Source organism: Delftia sp. RIT313 (assembly GCF_000632165.1).
Classification (GTDB): domain Bacteria; phylum Pseudomonadota; class Gammaproteobacteria; order Burkholderiales; family Burkholderiaceae_C; genus Comamonas; species Comamonas acidovorans.
The window spans coordinates 98,935-117,294 of record NZ_JFYT01000024.1 but is presented as its reverse complement, the minus strand read 5'-3'; the positions used below and the strand labels follow the sequence as shown (position 1 = coordinate 117,294).

The window sequence follows — 18,360 nt, the reverse complement described above, 5'->3', positions numbered from 1 at the left end:
TCAGTTGATCTGGAACTTGCCCTCGCGGATCAGCTTGCCCCATTTGGCGTGCTCGCTGCGAATCCACTCGCCGAACTGCGCGCCATTGGCGGGCGTGGCCATACTGCCTTCCTGGGCCAGCTTCTCTTTGACCTCCTTGGTGGCCAGCAGCTTCATGGTCGCGTCGGCAATGCGCTCGGCGATGGGGGCGGGCAGGTTGGCCGGCCCCACCAGGCCCAGCCAGGTGGAGGCCTCGAAGCCCGGATAGCCCTGCTCGGCCACCGTGGGCACGTCGGGCAGGGACGGCACGCGCTGGGCGGAGGTGACGGCCAGCGCACGGATCTTGCCCGTGGCCAGTTGCGACATCACCGAGACCGTGTTGCCGAAGTACAGGTCCACCTGCCCGCCCATCAGGTCGGTGAGCGCGGTATTGGCGCCCTTGTAGGGCACCTGCAGCACCTCGATGCCCGCGCGGCGGGCCAGCATTTCCCCGGCCAGGTGGCCTACCGTGCCATTGCCGGCCTGGGCGATGCCGTAGGTGCCGGGCCTGGCCTTGGCCGCCTTGATGAAGTCCTGCAGGTTCTTGAAGGGCGAGTCGCGCCGCACGGTCAGCACCACGGGCTGCAGGGCCACGCTGGCGATGGGCGTGAAGTCCTTGAGCGCATCGAAGGGCATCTTGGCGTAGAGGCTGGGATTGATGGCCAGGTTGGCGGCCTGCCCCATGCCGATGGTGTAGCCGTCCGGCGCGGCCTTGGCCACGGCATCCAGGCCGATGTTGCCGCCCGCGCCGGGCTTGTTGTCTATGACCATGGTCCAGCCCATGGCGAGGTTGAGCCGGTCGGCCACCAGGCGCGAGGTGGCATCCGTGCCGCCGCCGGGCGGAAACGGCACGACCAGGCGCACGGGCCGCTGCGGCCATTCGCCCTGGGCCAGCGCCAGTGCAGGGAAGGCCGTGGCCAGGGCGGCGGCAGCGCCGCCCAGAAGATGCCGTCTGCGCATTGTCATTGTTTGTCTCCTTGGGATCGTTATGGCGGGAAAAGTCGGGCGCGGCCTGCGCGCTAGACGCTAGACCGGCAGGCCCTTGGCGCGCAGCACGGCGTCGAAGCGCTCGGGGTCGGCCGTGCCGCTGCGGTTGGTCTCGCGGATGACGGCCTCGCGGGCCAGGTGGGCCTGGCTGCGGCGCAGCACCTCGGCGGCCTCGGCCGCGGGCACGGCGATCACGCCGTCGGCATCGCCCACGATCAGGTCGCCGGGCAGCACGGCCAGGCCGGCGCAGGCCACGGGCACATTGATCTCGCCCGGGCCGTCCTTGCTGGGCCCGCGGTGCGTGTGGCCGCGCGCAAAGATGGGCATGCCGTCCTGCGCCCATTCGCACAGGTCGCGGATGGCGCCGTCGATGACCAGGCCGCCCAGGCCGCGCGCCAGGCAGGTGGTGCGCATCAGGCCGCCGACCAGGGCCTGCGAGACATCGCCGCCGCCGTCGATGACCAGCACGTCGCCGGGCTGCACCATCATCAGCGCCTTGTGGATCATGAGGTTGTCGCCGGGCCGCACGCGCACGGTGACGGCGGGGCCGCAGAGAACGGCCTCCAGCCGCGCGTGGTACTGGCGCAGGCCGATGGCGCCGACATTGCGGCTCATGGCGTCGCCGATGGCGGCCACGGGAATGGCCTTGAAGGCCTGGACGACGCCGGCCTCGGGGCCTTCGGCGCGCGGATGGATGCGGTAGCCCGCAGGCCATTGGCTGGATGGGGTGGTCATGGCAAATCTCCGGGAAAAAACAGCTCAGCGCAGAACCTCGGGGTTCACGCAGTGGGACGGATCGGCGGGGCTGCCCTGCAGCCAGCCCAGCACATTGGCGGCGGCCATGCCGGCCATGGCCGCCAGCGCGGCGGGCGTGGAGCCGCCCACATGGGGCGTCAGCACCACGTTGTCCAGCGCGGCCAGGGCGTGACCCGCAGGCAGGGGTTCCTCGGCCATGGTGTCCAGGCCGGCGGCGGCCAGGCGGCCGCTGCGCAGGGCGTCGATCAGCGCTGCCTCGTCCACCACCTCGCCCCGCGCGGTGTTGACCAGCAGGGCGCCGCGCGGCAGCTGGGCGATGCGGCCGGCATCGAGCAGATGGCGCGTGCGGGCATTCAGGGGCACGTGCAGGCTGAGCACATCGGACAGGGGCAGCAGCTCGTCCACCGAGCCCAGCATGCGCACGCCCGCCACGGTGCCGGGCCCTGGGGCGCAGGCCGGATCGAACGCAGGGTCGAACGCTGGATCGAAGGCCACCACCTGCATGCCCAGCGCCAGCGCCACGCGCGCCACGCGCTGGCCCACCTGGCCAAAGCCCAGCAGGCCCAGGGTGCGGCCGCTCAGCTCCAGGCCGTCCTGGGCGCGGGACCAGCGGCCCGCGCGCAGCTCGGCATCCATCCAGGCGATGCGGCGGGCGGCCGCGAACATCAGGCCCAGCGTCATCTCGGCCACGGACTGGGCATTGGCGCCCGGCGTCACATAGACCGGAATGCCCCGCTGGCTGGCCGCGGCCACATCGATATTGCTCACGCCCACGCCGTGCTTGGAGATGACCTTGAGCGTGGGACAGGCCGCGATGGCAGCGGCCGACAGCGTGGCCGTGCGCGAGATCACGGCATCGACGCTCTCGCGTGCCAGCACGGCGGCAACCTCGGCCTCGCCGCCGCCGTCTTGCAGGTACAGCACGCGGCAGTGCGCCGCCTGCAGGCGCTGCAGCCCGGCGGGCGCCAGGCGTGGCGCGGTCACGAAAACGGTGGGCGGGTGGGTAGTGGCGGTCATGGGAACGGGCAATTCGCTTTGTCGATGCACCGCATTCTTGTGAGCGCCATCCATTCCGTCCATTCGATAATGTTCATTCAAACATCACTTTTATTCATCGATGGACCTGCACCTGCGCGACCTGCGCTTCTTCGAGATCGTGGCCGACCTCGGGCACCTGGGCCGGGCCGCAGAACAGCTGGGGCGCACCCAGCCCGCGCTGAGCAAATGCATACAGCGCCTGGAACTGACCGTGGGCGGCGCGCTGTTCGAGCGTGCCGGGCGCGGCATACGCCTCACGCCGCTGGGCGATGTGCTGCTGGCGCGCGCGCGCATGCTGCGCAATGCCAGCCAGGAGGCGCTGCGCGAGGTGCGCGACTTCAACGAAGGCCATGCCGGCCATGTGCGCATCGGCAGCGGGCCGGTGGCCGCCGACCACCTGCTGCCCGAGCTGTGCAGCAAGGCCCTGGCCGACGGGCGGCGCATCACCATCAGCATCGTGATCGGCCCCAGCTGGGAACTGCGCGACCGCCTGCGCGAGGGCCAGCTGGACCTGCTGATCGGCCTCACGGCCGAGGGCGATCCCGAGTTGGTCTCCCACCCGATCGCCGAGGACGTGGTGGTGGTCGCGGCGCGCCAGGACCACCCCGTCTTCGAGCGCCAGCGCATCACCATGGCCGCGCTGCTGCGCCATCCCTGGGCCCTGCCCAGCGCCAACATTCCCAGCCGGCAATGGCTGGACCAGGCCTTCACCTCGCGCGGCATGCCGGCGCCCATGGTGCAGGTGGAGGCGGGCTCCATCCCGCTGCTGCCGCGCATGGTGGCCAAGACCGATCTGCTGACCTTCGTCTCGCGCCACACGCTGCGGCTGGAGCGCAGCCGCACGCTCAGGGAAGTACGCCTGCCGGCCACCACGCTGCGCCGCCACCTGGGCGTGACCTGCCGGCGCGACGGCTATCTGTCGCCCGCCGCCCGGCACATGCTGGAGCTGCTGCGCGCCGACGGCCAGGCCCTGTTCGGCGAGGATGCCTCGCCTCTGGACGAGGACTGATTCCAGCGGACCGGGGCTAGGGCCCCGGCCGCGCGCGCGCATCGGCCAGGCGCAGCAGGCCCGCCAGGTCGACGATGGTCAGCCGGCCATAGGCGGCCTGCAGCAGGCCGCGCTGCTCCAGCAGGCGCAGCTCCTTGTTGATGGTCTGGCGCGAGACCGATAGCATGGCGGCCAGGTCGCTCTGCGAGATGCGCAGCACCACGCCCTGCCCGTCGGGCGCGGGCTGGCCATGCGTGGGGGCCAGCCGCGCCAGCAGCTCGGCCACGCGGTTGTCGATGTTGCTGAAGGCGTGGCGCTGCTGGACGACGATCAGCTCGTGCATGCGCGCCAGCACCAGCAGGCAGATGTCCTTCCACAGCGGCGGATGGGCATCGAGCAGGGCCAGGAAGGACTCGCCGGGGATCTCCACCAGCACCGTGGGCTGGTGCGCGTGGTAGTCGTAGACGAATTGCGTGTGCTCCAGCAGCCGCGCCAGGCCGACGATGTCGCCCGCGCTGTGCATGGACAGCACGAAGCGCGAGCCCGTGGCGTCCACGCCGCCCACTTCCACGCAGCCCGAAGCCACCACCAGCACCTCGCGCCGCTTGGGGTCGGCGGCGCGCACCTGCTGGTGGCGCTCGTAGCGGCCCAGGCGGGACAGCGCCGTCAGCTCATCCAGCACCTCGGGCGGCCAGTTGCGCAGCATGCGGCACAGGCCCAGGGCGCGGCGGATCAGCGCCGAAGGGTCGGCCACGGGAGCAGGCTTGGAGCGCATGGTTCTCTCACGATGTCGAAGGCCCCGGGTTAGTCCGGTGCCCATGTACCGCCATTTGTCAATGGCTTGACAGAGTGCATCCCCTGTCGCTCGGGATAGTAGCAAGCAAGCCACCGGGCAAAGCATCCGGGGCGCTACCAAGGAGACAAGTTCGTGAAGCACAAGCATTGGCTGGCCGCCGGCGGCATGGCGGCCCTGGGCACGTCCGCGTGGGCGCAGGGCAGCGTGGAGATGTTCGGCATCGTCGACGTCCACATCAACAGCGCAAGGTCGGGCGCCACGCGCCTGAGCCGGCTGGAGGACGGGGGCAGCGCGGCATCGCGCATCGGCTTTCGCGGCAGCGAGGACCTGGGCGGCGGCCTGCGCGCCCAGTTCATGCTGGAGGCCGGCGTGGCGCCGGATACGGGCCTGGGCACCATTCCCGGCCCGGGCCTGGCCTTCACGCGCCAGGCCTGGGTGGGGCTGAACAGCGGCTGGGGCGCAGTGGAGATGGGCCGCATGTACACGCCCATGTTCGGCGCGCTGTTCCGCGCCGATCCGCTGGGCATGAACGCGCTGTTTTCCTCGCTGAACCTGGTGTCGGCCACCGATGCCCAGGCCGGCCTGCGGCCGTTTGCGGCGCGGGCCAACAACCTGGTGCGCTACCGCACGCCGGCAGGCCAGCCATGGCTGGCGGACCTGGCCTATTCCTTCGGCGAAGTGGCTTCGCCGAACAGCAGCAACGGCCGCCTCTATGGCGCCACGCTGGGCTGGAACCAGAAGCCCTGGTTCCTGGCCTACAGTTTCCAGAAGTCCGTGGAAGGCAGCGCCGCCGCACCCGTGGCCGCGCCCGCCACCAGCCAGTACCAGGCGTTGTCGGCCAGTTGGGAAGCCCTGGACGGCCTGCGCCTGACGGGCAACTACGTCATCAACCGCGTGGACCGTGCAGGCACACCCAAGGCGAAGCTGGCCCAGCTGGGCGCCGATTGGAGCGTGGATGCGCGCTCCAAGCTGCTGGTCTCGGTGGCGCGGCGCGAGGTGGGCGGCACGGACCGCGCCCAGAACACCTGGACGCTGGGCTACGACTACGCGCTGAGTAAGCGCACCGTGCTCTACGCGCGCTGGCTGCAGCTGGGCAATGCGGCCAATGCCTCGGCCGCCATTGCCAACGTGCCGGTGGCCGCCAACAGCGGCGACGGCGTGCGGTCCCTGGCGCTGGGTGTGCGCCACAACTTCTGAGGGACACACATGACCGACAGCCATTGCTTCGACACTTCCCGGCTCGACGCGCTGTTCGCGCCGCGCTCCATCGCCGTGGTCGGCGCCTCGGACCAGGCCAGCAAGATCGGCGGCATTCCGCTGGACTACCTGCTGCGCTTCGGCTACGGCGGCGCGCTGTATGCGGTGAACCCGCGCGCCAGCCGCGTGCAGGGCCTGCCCGCGCACGAGCGGCTGGCCGCCATCGGCGCGCCGGTGGACCTGGCCATCGTCGCCGTGCCGCAGTCGCAGGTGGCCGGCGTGCTGGAGGATGCGGCCGCCGCGCGCGTGCAGTCCATGGTGCTGTTTTCCTCGGGCTATGCCGAGACCGGCTCCGAAGGCACGGCCGCCCAGCAGGCGCTGGCGCGGCGCGCGCAGGAGGCGGGCATACGCCTCATCGGCCCGAACTGCCTGGGCTTCATGCGCCCCGGCCACCAGGTCTACGCCACGTTCTCGCCCGCGCCGGGCGGCGGCCTGGTGCGGCCCGGGCGCATCGGCATGGTCAGCCAGTCGGGCGCCTTCGGGGCCTATGCCTACAGCCTGGCGCGCGAGCGCGGGCTGGGCCTGTCGCTGTGGGCCACCACGGGCAACGAGGCCGATGTGCAGCTGGCCGATGGCCTGGCCTGGCTGGCCCAGGACCCCGAGACCGACGTGATCATGGCCTACATGGAAGGCTGCCGCGACGGCCCCCGGCTGCGCGCGGCCCTGGCCCTGGCGCAGGAGCGCGGCAAGCCCGTGGTCATGTGCAAGGTGGGCACCAGCGCCCTGGGCGCGGCCGCCGCCGCATCGCACACGGCCTCGCTGGCGGGCAACGATGCGGTCTATGACGCGGTGTTCCGCCGCTACGGCGTGCTGCGCGCGCATTCCATCACCGACTTCTTCGCGCTGGCGGCCAGTGCCTCCATCGCCCGGGCCCCCAAGGGGCGGTCCATCGGACTGTTCACGGTCTCGGGCGGCGTGGGCGCCATGATGGCCGACGACGCCAGCGCAGCCGGCCTGGACGTGGCACCGCTGTCCGATGCGGCCCAGCGCCAGCTGCGCGAATGGGTGCCGTTTGCCGCGCCGCGCAACCCCGTGGACATCACGGGCCAGGTCACCAACGACATGACGCTGCTGGAGCGCAGCGCCCGCCTGATGCTGGCCGACCGGCAGTTCGACAGCTGGCTGGGCTTCTTCGCGGCAGGCGGCCTGTCCGACGCCTTCTGGCCCGTGCTGCAAAGCCTGGTGCAGACGCTGCGCACCCACCATCCCGACACCCTGCTGGCCGTCAGCACGCTGTGCCCGCCCGAGCGCCGCGATGCGCTGGAGGCGCTGGGCTGCCTGGTGTTCGCCGACCCGGGCGCAGCCATACGCTGCATTGGCGCGCTGGCCCGCCTGCATGAAACACCGCAGGCGCTGCCCGCGATGGCCGATGCAGGCAGCGCACTGCACCTGCCGGCGGGCACGCTGTCGGAGCAGCGCAGCATGGCGCTGCTGGCCGAGGCCGGCGTGCCCGTGGTGCCGCACCGGCTGGTGCGCACGGCGGCCGAGGCAGCGCAGGCCGTGCAGGCCGCGCAGGAGATGGGCGGACGCATTGCGCTCAAGGTCTGCAGCGATGCCATCGCCCACAAGTCCGACGTGGGCGGCGTGGCATTGAACCTGGCGGATGCGGCCGGCGCCCAGGCCGCCTTCGACCGCATCCTGGCCAACGCGCGCCAGGCCCGGCCCGATGCCCTGATCGACGGCGCGCTGGCCGCGCCCATGGTGCAGGGCGGCGTGGAGTGCATCGCGGGCGTGCACCGCGACCCGGTATTCGGCCCGGTGCTGATGTTCGGGCTGGGCGGCATCCATGCCGAGATCCTGCGCGATGTCTCGCTGCGCCTGCTGCCCATCACGCGCGACGACGCGCTGGCCATGGTGCGCGAGCTGCGGGCCTTTGCCGTGCTGGACGGCGCGCGCGGCCGCCCCCGCGTGGACCTGGACAGCATTGCCGACACGCTGTGCGCCCTGGCCGGCTTTGCGCAGCGCGCAGGCGCCACGCTGGAAAGCGCCGAGATCAACCCCCTGATCGCCCGCCCGCGCGAGGACGGCGGCTGCGTGGCCGTCGATGCGCTGGTCATCGGCAGGGAGGCTGCATGAAAGCCGACACCCACCCCATCGCCCGCCCGGAGGCCACCATGAACACACCCCTGCTGCGCACCGCCGCACTGACCTGCCTTGCCCTGGCCTGCAGCGCCGCGCTGGCCCAGGACGGCTATCCCGCCCGGCCCGTGCGCATCGTCGTGCAATACCAGGCCGGCGGCTCCACCGACACCGTGGCGCGCATCCTGGCCGAGGGCCTGGCCAAGCGCCTGGGCCAGCCCGTGGTGGTGGACAACCGCAGCGGCGCGGGCGGCATCATCGGCACCGAGCATGTGGCCAAGAGCGCGCCCGACGGCCACACCCTGCTGCTGACCGTGCCCGGGCCCATCACGGCCAACCTGGTGCTCTACAAGAAGCTGCCCTACGACCCTCGCACCGAGCTGCGCATGGTCTCGGACGTGGTCTCGCCCTCCATGGTGATGGCCGTCAACCCGGCCGTGCCGGCCAAGGACTTCAAGGGACTGGTCGAGGCCGTGCGCCAGTCGCCGGGCAAGTACGCCATGGGTTCCTGGGGGGCGGGCACGCAGCCGCACCAGGTCCAGGTCTTCATGGACAAGGCCTACGGCCTGCAGTCGCTGCACGTGGCCTACAAGGGCGAGGGGCCCATGTCCATCGACCTGATCAGCGGCGTGATCCAGATGACGCTGGGCTCGGCCGCCACGCTCAAGCCCTTCATCGACGCCGGCAAGCTGCGCGCCCTGGCCGTGGCCGGACCGCGCCGCAGCAAGGCCCTGCCCGATGTGCCCACCTTTGCCGAGCAGGGCTACCGCGAGCCCGTGTATGCCATCACGGGATCGATCTCGCTGATGGCGCCCGCGCGCACGCCCGACGCCATCGTCGAACGCCTGGGCCGCGAGGTGGCCGCCGTGATGCGCGAGCCCCAGGTGCGCCAGCGTGTCGAGGCGCTGGGCCTGGAGGCTCAGGGCAACAGCCCGGCCGAGGCCAGCGCCGCCTACGCCGCCTTTTTGCCCGTGGCGCTGGACCTGGCGCGCTCCACGGGCGTGACCCTCGACTGACCCCCTCCTGCCCTGAAGAAAACAATGGACATGAACCCGACCTCTCCCTCCCTGCCCGAAGTCCGCCGCGCCCTGGCGCGCTCCATCGGCCTGGCCGCCTTTGTCTACGGCTATCCGCTGATAGAGACCTACCGCACCTGCCGCCTGCAGACCGATGCCGGCGCCGCACGTGCCACCGGATTGGGCCTGGACATGCGCGGCGACTTCGACACGCTGCACCACAGCCAGCGCCCCTCCACCCATGAGGACCGCGACGTGGTCACGCCCGCCAACGACCTGCTGTACTCGCTGGCCTGGATCCACCTGGCCGACGGCCCGCGCCTGCTGACCGTGCCCTCCAGCGCCGCACATCCGGGCCGCTATTTCGTGCTGGCCCTGTACGACGCCTATACCGAGAATTTCGAGAACCTGGGACCGCGCAACTGCGCGCCCGAAGGCGAGACCGTGGTCCTGGTCGGGCCGGGCGGCCAGGTGCCGGAACACTTGGCCGGCCACCGCCTGGTGCACTGCCCCAGCAACCTGGTCTGGCTGATCGGCCGCACCGTGGTGGGCGATGCGCCCGACTGGCCTGCAGCCCGCGCACTGCAGGCCGACATCCGGCTGGAGCCCGCGCCGGGCACGCCGAAAGGAGGCCGCCCGGCCGCCGTCGCGAACTGGGTCGGCCCGCCCGTGGACGCCATGGCGGCCGCCTTCGAGAACCAGGAGCCTGCGGCCGAGGTTGCACCGCGATTTTTTGCCAACCTCTGCCATGCGCTGGCCGAGGCGCCTGGCCGCAAGGAGGACCAGGGGCTGCTGGCCTGGTTCGGCCAGGCCGGCCTGGTGGCCAGCGCCCACATGGCGTGGGAGCAGCTGGAGGAGCCCGTGCGCGAAGGCCTGACCGAGGGCTTTGCCGACGGCGTGCGCACCGTGGCCGCCATGGGGCGCAACCGCCGGCCCCGGCCCTGGACCATGACGCCGTCCACCGGCCGCTACGGCAGCGAGTACCTGGGCCGCGCACGCACCGCCTACCTGGGCCTGGGCGCGCTGGCCACCAGCGAGGCCATCTACGCCGCCGCCCACCACGACGCAGGCCTGCAGCCGCTGGACGGCAGCCAGCGCTATGTGCTGCGCTTCAATGCCGCCGACATGCCACCGGCCGATGCCTTCTGGTCGGTCACCCTGTATGACGCCGACCGCTTTCTCTACGGCAACGAGATCGGCCGCCACTCCATCGGCGACCGCACGCCGGGACTGCTGCGCGAGGCCGACGGCAGCCTGCAGATCGACCTGGGCCATGCCCGACCGGCACAGGGCGCCGCCAACTGGCTGCCCACGCCGCACGGGCGCTTCTACCTCATCCTGCGCATGTACCACCCGCAGGCAGGCGCGCACCAATGGCCTGTTCCGCCCCTGCAGCCCGTGGCCGCATGAGACACGCCATGGACCTGAGCACCCTGGCCGAAGAGGCCGTCATCCACACCTGCCCGCTGTACGAGATGCGCCGCATGCGCGCGGCCACCTCGCCCCGGCGCAATGCGGCCGGCGAGGCTGCGCCCGCACCGCTGCGCTGGTGCAACCAGTTCGTTCATGCGCGCCAGCTGCTGCGCGCCGGCACCAGCCGCGTGGTCACGCCCAACAACGACACGCTCTACACCAACGCCTGGCTGGACCTGGGCGCCGGGCCGCTGGTGATCGACGTGCCCGACACGGCGGGCCGCTACTACGTCCTGGGCCTGCTGGACTTCTTCACCAACCCCTTCGCCCACCTGGGCCAGCGCCTGACGGGCACGGCTGCGCGCTCCTTCCTTGTCACGCCGCCCGGCTGGCAGGGGGCGCTGCCGCCACCGTTCGATGCGCCCGGCGCACACATTGCCGCGCCCACGCCCTGGCTGTGGGTGATAGGCCGCATCCTGGTCGATGGCGAGCACGACCTGCCCGCCGTGCACGCGCTGCAGGACGGCTTTGCGGTGCGCCCGCTGGCCGACTGGCAGGCGGGCACTCCCTCGCAGGCCCGCGCCTTCGACCCGGACTGCGATCCCCAGGCCCCGCCAAATGCCGAGCACTATGCAGCCCAGGTGAATGCCGCCTTGCGCGACAACCCGCCGCCGGCAGGGCATGCCGCACGGGTCGCACGCTTTGCTGCCGTGGGCCTGGGCGCCGGGCTGGGCGCACCCGATGCGCAACAGCAAGCCGCACTGCAACGCGCCCTGGACAGCGTGCTGCCCCGGCTGCGCGCGGCCAGCACGGGCCGGCGCCTGGACTCGGGCTGGGAACTCCCCGCCCTGGTCGAAGGCAGTTTTGGCGACGACTTCCAGGCCCGCGCCGAAATTGCGCTCAAGTACATCGGCATGCTGGAAAGCCGCGAGGCCATCTACCCGCTGGCCTGGCATGACGCCCAGGGCCGGCCCCTGCACGGCAGCCGCCGCTACCGGCTGCGCTTTGCCCCAGGCGCGCTGCCGCCCGTGCAGGCCTTCTGGTCCCTGACCCTCTACGGCGCCCACGACTGCATGCTGGTGGACAACCCCATCGACCGCCATGCCATCGGCGACCGCACGCCGGGCCTGCGCCCCGACGCTGATGGCGGGTTGACTATCCACATCAGCCACGCGCCACCGGCCAGCGAAGACCACCGCGCCAACTGGCTGCCCGCGCCGCGCGAAGGCTTTTACCTGTGCCTGCGCGCCTACATGCCCCGGCCCGAACTGCTGGACGGCCGCTACGCCCTGCCCCCCATCGAACCAGACCCGGAGACCCCATGAACGCCAGAGACGACGACAAGCCCTTCTTGCTGGTGGGCACCGGCAGCGAAACCGTGGCGCCGGGCCTGCACATACTGCGCGGCCAGGGCCAGTCCTTCGTGGCCGAGACCGACGCGGGCCTGGTGGTGATCGACGCCGGCCCCGGCGGCAAGGTCAGCCAGGACATGATCGCCAGCCTGCGCCAGCTCAGCGACGCGCCCGTGCATGCGCTGTGCTACAGCCACGGCCACATCGGCTACAACGCGGGCGTGCCCGCCTGGCTGGAGCATGCGGCCGCGCGCGGAGAACCCGTGCCGCGCCTGATCGCGCACCGCAACCTGCCGCGCCGCCAGGCACGCTACCGCGAGACCCGGGCGCTGCAGCACCGCATGGCCGAGATCCAGTTCAACCGCAGCGCGGGCTTTTTCGAGCACCGGCTGGACATGCACGAGCCCACCGAAACCTTCGACACGCGGCTGGAGATAGGCAGCGGGGACAGCCGCATCGAGCTGTTCTGGGCGCCGTCCGAGACCGACGACGCCATCGCGCTGTGGAGCCCCGGCCAGCGCGTGCTGTACGGCGGCGCGGCGCTGCTGGACTCCATCCCCAACATCGGCACGCCCTTTCGCACGCTGCGCGACACCGTGCGCTGGGCCGACACGCTGCAGGCCATGGCCGCGCTGCGCCCGCTCAAGGCCGTGCGCGAGTTCGGTCCCGTGATCGAGGGCGAGCAGGCCGTGCAGCAGGTGCTGCTGCACACCGCACAGGCGCTGCGCTGGCTGCGCGCCGAAGTCGTGCGCCTGATGAACGAGGGCCTGAACGAGCAGCAGGTGCTGGCGGCCATGGACTATCCGCAGGCACTGTTCGGCGTGGAGTGGATGAAGCCCACCTATGGCGACCCCAGCTACATCGTGCGCGACATCTACCGCTCGGAAAACGGCTGGTGGGACCGCAACCCGACCACGCTGCACCCGGCCCCGCCCGAGGCCGCAGGCGCCGCCATTGCCGATGCCATCACCGACAAGCCCGGCCTGGTGGCCAGCGCCCAGGCGCTGGCCGACGCGGGCCAGTGGCAGCTGGCCCTGCATGTGATCGACGTGCTGGCCACCGCGGCCGGCGACGCGCCCGAGATCGGCCAGGCCCGCAGCCTCAAGGCCGCCTGGCTGCGCGAGCGTGCGCGCGAGGTGGACAGCTATGTCTCGCGCAACCTCTACCGCGTGGGGGCCGACATGATCGAGCTGGGCACGCAGGCGCGCCTGGGGCTGCGCTGACGGGGCCGTGCACAGGCAAGGCGACACAAGGCGACACAAGGAGACAAGTGCATGAAGACGATGAAGAAGCACGGCATGGCCCTGGCACTGCTGCTGGCCATGGCCTGCACAGGCCACGCCCAGCCGGCACAGGATGCCGGCAACTACCCCGCCCGCCCCGTCACGCTGATCGTGCCCACGGCCGCCGCCGGCGGCACGGACACCATCGCGCGGGTGTTTGCCGAAGGCCTGACCCGGCTGCTCAGGCAGCCCTTCGTGGTGGACAACCGGCCCGGCGCCAACGGCCTGGTCGGCGTGGAGCAGGCCGCGCGCAGTGCGCCGGACGGCTACCGGCTGCTGTTCACCTACACGGCGTCCATGGCCGTGAACCCCAGCCTCTACCGCAAGGTGCCCTATGACCCGGTAAAGGACTTCACGCCCATTGCGCAGATAGGGCGCGCCGGCAATCTGCTGCTGGTCTCGCGCGATCTGCCCGTGCATTCGCTCAAGGAGTTCGTGGCCTATGCAAGCGCACGGCCCGGCCAGCTCAGCTACTGCTCCTGGGGCCAGGGCTCGGGCGGGCACCTGACCATGGAATTCCTGCTCAAGCAGGCCGGCCTGCAGATGCAGCATGTGCCCTACAAGGGCAGCAGCCCCTGCGTGCAGGGCCTGCTGGGCGGGCAGGTGCAGGCGGCGTTTGCAGACACCTCTTCCACCGTGGAGCTGGTGCGTGCGGGCCGCGTGCGCGCCATCGCCCACAGCGGCGACAAGCGCATTCCCAGCCAGCCGGACCTGCCCAGCCTGACCGAGGCGGGCTACCCGTTCCACAACTATTCCTGGTACGGCGTCTTCGCGCCCGCCAAAACGCCGCAGCCCATCGTGGACAAGCTCAACGCCGCCATCAACCAGTTGCTGCAGGACCCGGCCACGGCCAAAAAGCTGGGTGAGCTCAACCTGACCGATCTGCCCCGGACCACGCCTGCGCAATTCGCCGACACGTTGCGCCAGGACCTGGCGGACTGGGGGCGGCTGGTGCGCGAGGTGGGCGTGCAGCTGGACTGAGGCGCAGGCCCTTGGCGGGCCAGGCTCACTCGGCCACGATGCCCGTCCTGCGCACCACCTCGCCAAAGCGCTTGAGGCGGTCGGACATCATGGCCTCGAAGGCGGCGGGGCTCATTTCCTCGGGCGGGGTCACGCCCCGGTCCTGCAGGCTGGCCACCATGGCCGGCGCCGTGGCGGCCTGGCGCACGGCCTTGAAGAGGGCCTGCACCACGGGCGCGGGCGTGCCGGCCGGCGCGGCCAGGCCGGTCCAGGAGCTCATGTTCAGTTGCGGGTAGCCGACCTCGGCCAGCGTGGGCACATCGGGAATTTGCGCCACGCGCTGCTCGGATGCCACGGCCAGGGCGCGCACCTTGCCTGCCTGGATGTGGGGCAGCATGGAGATGAGGTTGTCGAAGAACACCTGCACCTCGCCCGCCAGCACCGAGGTGACCAGCAGCGTGCCGCCCCGGTAGGGAACATGGGTGATGTCCAGGCCCGCATCGGCCTTGAACATCTCCATGTTGAGCTGGCCCATGCTGCCCGTGCCGCCGCTGCCGTAGTTGAGCTGGCCAGGGTGCTTTTTGGCATAGGCGATGAACTCCGCAAAGCTGCGGATGGGCAGGCTCGCGGGCACGACCAGCACATTGGGCAGGCGGCCCAGGATGGCGATGTTCTCGAAATCCTTGATGGGGTCGTAGCCCACCTTGGGCTGGGTCAGCGGATTGGCCAGGTGGCTGCTCTGCGAGGACACGACCAGGGTGTAGCCGTCCGGCCTGGCGCGCGCCACGGCCAGCGCAGCCACCGAGCCGCCCGCGCCGGGCCGGTTCTCCACCACGATGGGCACGCCCAGGATGCGCGCCATGGGCTCGGCGTACTGTCGCGCCATGGCGTCCACCGAGCCACCGGCCGGAAACGGCACGATGAAGCTGATCTGGCGCGTGGGGTAGCCGGCGGCCTTGCCTTCGGCGGCCAGCGCCGCAAGCGGGGCCAGCACACCCAGGCCCAGCCCCGCGCCGAGCACGCGGCGGCGGGAAGGGTGGCTGGCAGCCTGGCGGGCGATAGGGGTCATGCTCATGTCTCCTCCTTATGGAAATACGTCGGCTGCGCCCGGCCATCCGGGGCGCCCTGGGGGCGCCCTGGGCGTGCCCTGCTTACTCGGCCACGATATGGGCCTTGCGCACCACCTCGCCGAAGAGCTTCAGGCGCTCGGCCATCATCTTCTCGAAGGCGGCGGGGCTCATCTCCTCGGGCGCGACCACGCCGCGCTCCTTGAGGCTGGCCACCATGGCCGGCGCCGTGGCCGCCTGGCGGATGGCCTTGTACAGCGTCTGGACGATGGCGTCGGGCGTGCCCGCAGGCGCCGCAATGCCGGTCCAGGAACTCATGTTGAGCTGGGGATAGCCGACCTCGGCCATGGTGGGCACGTCGGGCAGCATGGGCAGGCGCTGCTCCGAGGCCACGACCAGGGCGCGCACCTTGCCCGACTGCACGTGGGGCAGCATGAAGACCAGGTTGTCGAGGATGAACTGCACCTCGTTGCCGATGGCGGCCGTGACCAGCGGCGAGCCGCCACGGTAGGGGATGTGCGTGGCAAAGATGCCCGTGGCGGCCTTGAGCATTTCCACATTGAGCTGGCCCATGCTGCCGATGCCGGCGCTGCCGTAGTTGACCTGGCCGGGGCGCTTCTTCACGTACTCGATGAACTCCTGGAAGTTCTTCACGGGCAGGCTGGAATGCACCATCAGCGCATTGGGCTGGCGGCCCAGGATGGCAATGTTCTCGAAGTCCTTGATGGGGTCGTAGCCCACCTTGGGCTGGGTCAGAGGATTGGCCAGGTGGCTGCTCTGCGAGGACACGACCAGGGTGTAGCCGTCCGGCCTGGCGCGCGACACGTACTGCGTGGCCACCGAGCCGCCCGCGCCGGGCCGGTTCTCCACCACGATGGGCACGCCCAGGATGCGCGACAGGGGCTCGGCGTACTGGCGGCCCATGATGTCCACCGAACCGCCGGGCGGAAACGGCACGACCAGCGTGATCGGGCGCGAGGGGTACTTGTCATCGGCGCGTGCGGCCAGCGGCGCCAGCGCGGACAGGCCCGCCAGGCCAAGGCCTGCGCCCAGCAGCTTGCGGCGGGTGTTCAGGGAGGGGTTCACGGACAGATTTTTCATGGGTATCAGCGCAATCAGGGGTGATCAAAGATGGCGAGGGCCACAGCCTGCGCACGCGGCACGAAGGTGGCCAGCTCGCAGTACTCGCGCTCGGTATGGGGATGGCCGCCCACGGGGCCGGTGGCGCACAGCGTTGGCACGCCCACCGACGCGGTCAGGCCGCTGTCGGCCGCGCCGCCCGTGAACTCGCCCTGCACATCAAAGCCCAGCGACTGCGCGCCGCGCCGGTACAGCTGCAGCAACGCATCAGGCGTGGGCGCCATGGGCAGGGTGCGGCGCACGGCGGTGACGCGGCCCTGGGTGCGGGGCACGGATTCTTCCTCCACGATGGCGCGGATGCGCTCCATCAACGCATCGGGATCGGTCTGGGCCGTGTAGCGCACATCGAGCTCGGCCTTGGCGTGGGGCGCCACCATGTTCGGCACGATGCCGCCCTGCAGCACGCCCACATTGGTGGTCGTGCCCGTGGCAGGATCGGTCAGCGCATGCAGGGCCAGCAGCTTGCGCGCCATGGCCTCCAGCGCGCTGGCGCCGGCCGCGTGGTTGATGCCCGCATGGGCGGCCACGCCCTGCACCTCGAACTCCACGGCCATGGAGCCCTTGCGGCTGGTCACCAGGTTGCCGCTGACGCGGCCGGGCTCGGCATTGAAGACGGCGCGCGCGCCGCGCACCGTATCCATGATGGTCTGGCGCGTGGCGGGCGAGCCGATTTCCTCGTCGCACGAGAAGAACAGCTTGAGCGGCGCGCCCAGGCCGCCACAGCGCGCAAAGGCCTCGGCCACGAAGACGTTGAGCACCAGGCCCGACTTCATGTCGGCCACGCCGGGACCGTAGGCCCTGCCCTCTTCCACGCGGAAGGGGCGGCGCGCCACGGTGCCCGCCGGGAAGACGGTGTCCATATGGCCCATCAGATAGATGGGCGCGCCTTCGGCCGGGCCGTCCCCGTCGGGACCGGCGACATCGGCATGCAGCAGCACGCCGTAGCCGGGCACGTCCTCGAAGCGCACGGCCACGCCGGCCGCCTCCAGCCGCTCGCGCAGCGCCTGGGCCACGGCCAGGATGCCGGCTTCATCGCGGCTGCCGCTGTCGATATCGACAATCCTGTGCAACAGATCTTGCATGGCCTGCTGCTGGCCGCCCAGCCAGTCCAGCAGTCTCGCGCGCTGCTGCACGCGGCTTTGTTCGAGGGTATCGTGCATGGTGGAATCTCCAGAGTGCATGCAGTGTTGCACGCGACCCCCTATTTTGCAACACACGTTGCATATACAAGAAAAATATGAAATCACCATTGCAAAAAGCCACACTGCTGCTGCCACAGCGCCTGGCGCAGCAGGGCGCGGAGCTGACGGCCAGCGAGCTGACGCTGGCCCAGACCCTGGGCAGCAACTACCCGCATGCGCTGCTGGAGTCGGCCACGGCGCTGGCCGCGCACACGGGCACCAGCGCCTCGACCGTGGTGCGCCTGTTCGCCAAGCTCGGCTATGCCAGCTATGCCGAGGCCCAGCGCGAGGCGCGCGGCGAGGTGACGGCGCTGCTGCAGACGGCCGCCCAGCGCGCGCCCGTGCTGCTGGGCGCGCAGCGCAGCCTGAGCGAGTGCGTGGACGATGCGCTGCTGCACGACCAGCACAACATCCAGGCCACGCGCGAGGGGCTGGACATGGCGGCCTTCGAGGCCATGGCCCGCAAGCTGGCCCAGGGCGAGGGCCGCGTGTTCGTGCTGGCCCAGCTCAACAGCTCTCCGGTATCCGCCTGGCTGGCCCTGCACCTGAACATGTGCCGCCCCGGCGTGCAGGAGCTGGATGCCGGAGCCATCGCGCCGGCCGACCAGCTGCTGTGGATCGGCCCCTCGGACACGCTGCTGGCCTTCAGCGTCAGCCAGTATTCGCGCGGCACCTTCGAGATAGCGCAGCGCTTTGCCGACGCCGGCGCCCAGGTGCTGGCCCTCACCGACAGCCCCGCTGCGCCGCTGGCCACCGTGGCCCACCACTGGCTGCAGGTACGCACGGCCAATGCCTCGCCCTTTCACTCCTACACGGCGGCCTTCTACCTGTGCAACGCCCTGGTCTCGGCCGTGGCCCAGCTGCGCCACAAGGATGTGTCCGAGGCCCTGGCCCGGCGCGACGCGCTGTGGAAGGAGTTCAACCACCAGTTGATCAGGACGCCCGAGCCGCGTGCCGCCGCACGGCGCAGCCCCGGCCGCTCCAGAGCGGCAAAAGACTAAGGGCGCCGAAGCGCCCTTGTCTTGAGAT

At 71.0% G+C, this 18,360-nt stretch carries 16 protein-coding genes; 9 read left to right on the top strand and 7 right to left on the bottom strand.

Annotation, left to right across the window (positions count from 1 at the left end):
• From BW39_RS03980 to BW39_RS03970, 3 genes are read right to left on the bottom strand one after another with little or no spacing between them, the layout of a single operon-like run.
• Window positions 1-984, bottom strand: a complete 984-nt coding sequence (locus BW39_RS03980; RefSeq protein WP_013804158.1) for a Bug family tripartite tricarboxylate transporter substrate binding protein — start codon at window positions 982-984, stop codon at window positions 1-3.
• 60 nt (window positions 985-1,044) lie between these two features.
• On the bottom strand, window positions 1,045-1,740 hold the full coding sequence (locus BW39_RS03975; RefSeq protein ID WP_043819965.1) for an RraA family protein: 696 nt from the start codon (window positions 1,738-1,740) through the stop codon (window positions 1,045-1,047).
• Between the two features lie 24 nt (window positions 1,741-1,764).
• Complete coding sequence (locus BW39_RS03970; protein WP_043819962.1) at window positions 1,765-2,778, bottom strand: hydroxyacid dehydrogenase; 1,014 nt, start codon at window positions 2,776-2,778, stop codon at window positions 1,765-1,767.
• A 100-nt stretch (window positions 2,779-2,878) separates the two neighbouring features.
• On the opposite strand from BW39_RS03970, the gene BW39_RS03965 reads away from it, so the two are divergent.
• A complete protein-coding gene (locus BW39_RS03965; protein ID WP_043819960.1) occupies window positions 2,879-3,808 on the top strand; it encodes a LysR family transcriptional regulator in 930 nt (309 codons plus the stop codon).
• Window positions 3,809-3,824: 16 nt separating this feature from the next.
• Here the strand turns inward: BW39_RS03965 and BW39_RS03960 are convergent, their stop codons facing one another.
• Window positions 3,825-4,562 carry a Crp/Fnr family transcriptional regulator gene (locus BW39_RS03960; RefSeq protein ID WP_043819957.1) on the bottom strand — a complete coding sequence of 246 codons (738 nt, stop codon included), beginning with the start codon at window positions 4,560-4,562 and terminating at the stop codon, window positions 3,825-3,827.
• A gap of 153 nt (window positions 4,563-4,715) precedes the next feature.
• Here BW39_RS03960 and BW39_RS03955 point away from each other — a divergent pair, with 153 nt between their 5' ends.
• From BW39_RS03955 to BW39_RS03925, 7 genes are read left to right on the top strand one after another with little or no spacing between them, the layout of a single operon-like run.
• Entirely contained in the window at window positions 4,716-5,780 is a 1,065-nt protein-coding gene (locus tag BW39_RS03955) for a porin (RefSeq protein ID WP_043819955.1), read from the top strand.
• A 9-nt stretch (window positions 5,781-5,789) separates the two neighbouring features.
• Window positions 5,790-7,916, top strand: a complete 2,127-nt coding sequence (locus tag BW39_RS03950; protein ID WP_043819952.1) for an acetate--CoA ligase family protein — start codon at window positions 5,790-5,792, stop codon at window positions 7,914-7,916.
• On the top strand, window positions 7,913-8,935 hold the full coding sequence (locus BW39_RS03945; protein ID WP_043819949.1) for a Bug family tripartite tricarboxylate transporter substrate binding protein: 1,023 nt from the start codon (window positions 7,913-7,915) through the stop codon (window positions 8,933-8,935). The genes BW39_RS03950 and BW39_RS03945 overlap by 4 nt, the downstream gene beginning before the upstream one ends.
• A gap of 24 nt (window positions 8,936-8,959) precedes the next feature.
• Complete coding sequence (locus tag BW39_RS03940; RefSeq protein WP_043819947.1) at window positions 8,960-10,345, top strand: DUF1254 domain-containing protein; 1,386 nt, start codon at window positions 8,960-8,962, stop codon at window positions 10,343-10,345.
• Between the two features lie 8 nt (window positions 10,346-10,353).
• Window positions 10,354-11,673 carry a DUF1254 domain-containing protein gene (locus BW39_RS03935; RefSeq protein ID WP_043819944.1) on the top strand — a complete coding sequence of 440 codons (1,320 nt, stop codon included), beginning with the start codon at window positions 10,354-10,356 and terminating at the stop codon, window positions 11,671-11,673.
• A complete protein-coding gene (locus tag BW39_RS03930) occupies window positions 11,670-12,923 on the top strand; it encodes an alkyl sulfatase dimerization domain-containing protein (RefSeq protein ID WP_043819942.1) in 1,254 nt (417 codons plus the stop codon). The genes BW39_RS03935 and BW39_RS03930 overlap by 4 nt, the downstream gene beginning before the upstream one ends.
• A gap of 51 nt (window positions 12,924-12,974) precedes the next feature.
• Window positions 12,975-13,964 (top strand): Bug family tripartite tricarboxylate transporter substrate binding protein, encoded by a 990-nt coding sequence (locus BW39_RS03925; protein WP_043819940.1) that lies wholly within the window; start codon window positions 12,975-12,977, stop codon window positions 13,962-13,964.
• A gap of 25 nt (window positions 13,965-13,989) precedes the next feature.
• On the opposite strand, the gene BW39_RS03920 is transcribed toward BW39_RS03925, so the two are convergent.
• The 3 genes from BW39_RS03920 to BW39_RS03910 form a co-directional block, all read right to left on the bottom strand.
• Entirely contained in the window at window positions 13,990-15,018 is a 1,029-nt protein-coding gene (locus tag BW39_RS03920) for a Bug family tripartite tricarboxylate transporter substrate binding protein (RefSeq protein ID WP_043819936.1), read from the bottom strand.
• 76 nt (window positions 15,019-15,094) lie between these two features.
• A complete protein-coding gene (locus tag BW39_RS03915) occupies window positions 15,095-16,111 on the bottom strand; it encodes a Bug family tripartite tricarboxylate transporter substrate binding protein (protein WP_043819935.1) in 1,017 nt (338 codons plus the stop codon).
• A gap of 14 nt (window positions 16,112-16,125) precedes the next feature.
• Window positions 16,126-17,310, bottom strand: a complete 1,185-nt coding sequence (locus BW39_RS03910; protein ID WP_043819932.1) for a M20 family metallopeptidase — start codon at window positions 17,308-17,310, stop codon at window positions 16,126-16,128.
• A 77-nt stretch (window positions 17,311-17,387) separates the two neighbouring features.
• On the opposite strand from BW39_RS03910, the gene BW39_RS03905 reads away from it, so the two are divergent.
• Window positions 17,388-18,332 carry a MurR/RpiR family transcriptional regulator gene (locus BW39_RS03905; protein WP_043819930.1) on the top strand — a complete coding sequence of 315 codons (945 nt, stop codon included), beginning with the start codon at window positions 17,388-17,390 and terminating at the stop codon, window positions 18,330-18,332.
• Window positions 18,333-18,360: the final 28 nt, after the last annotated feature.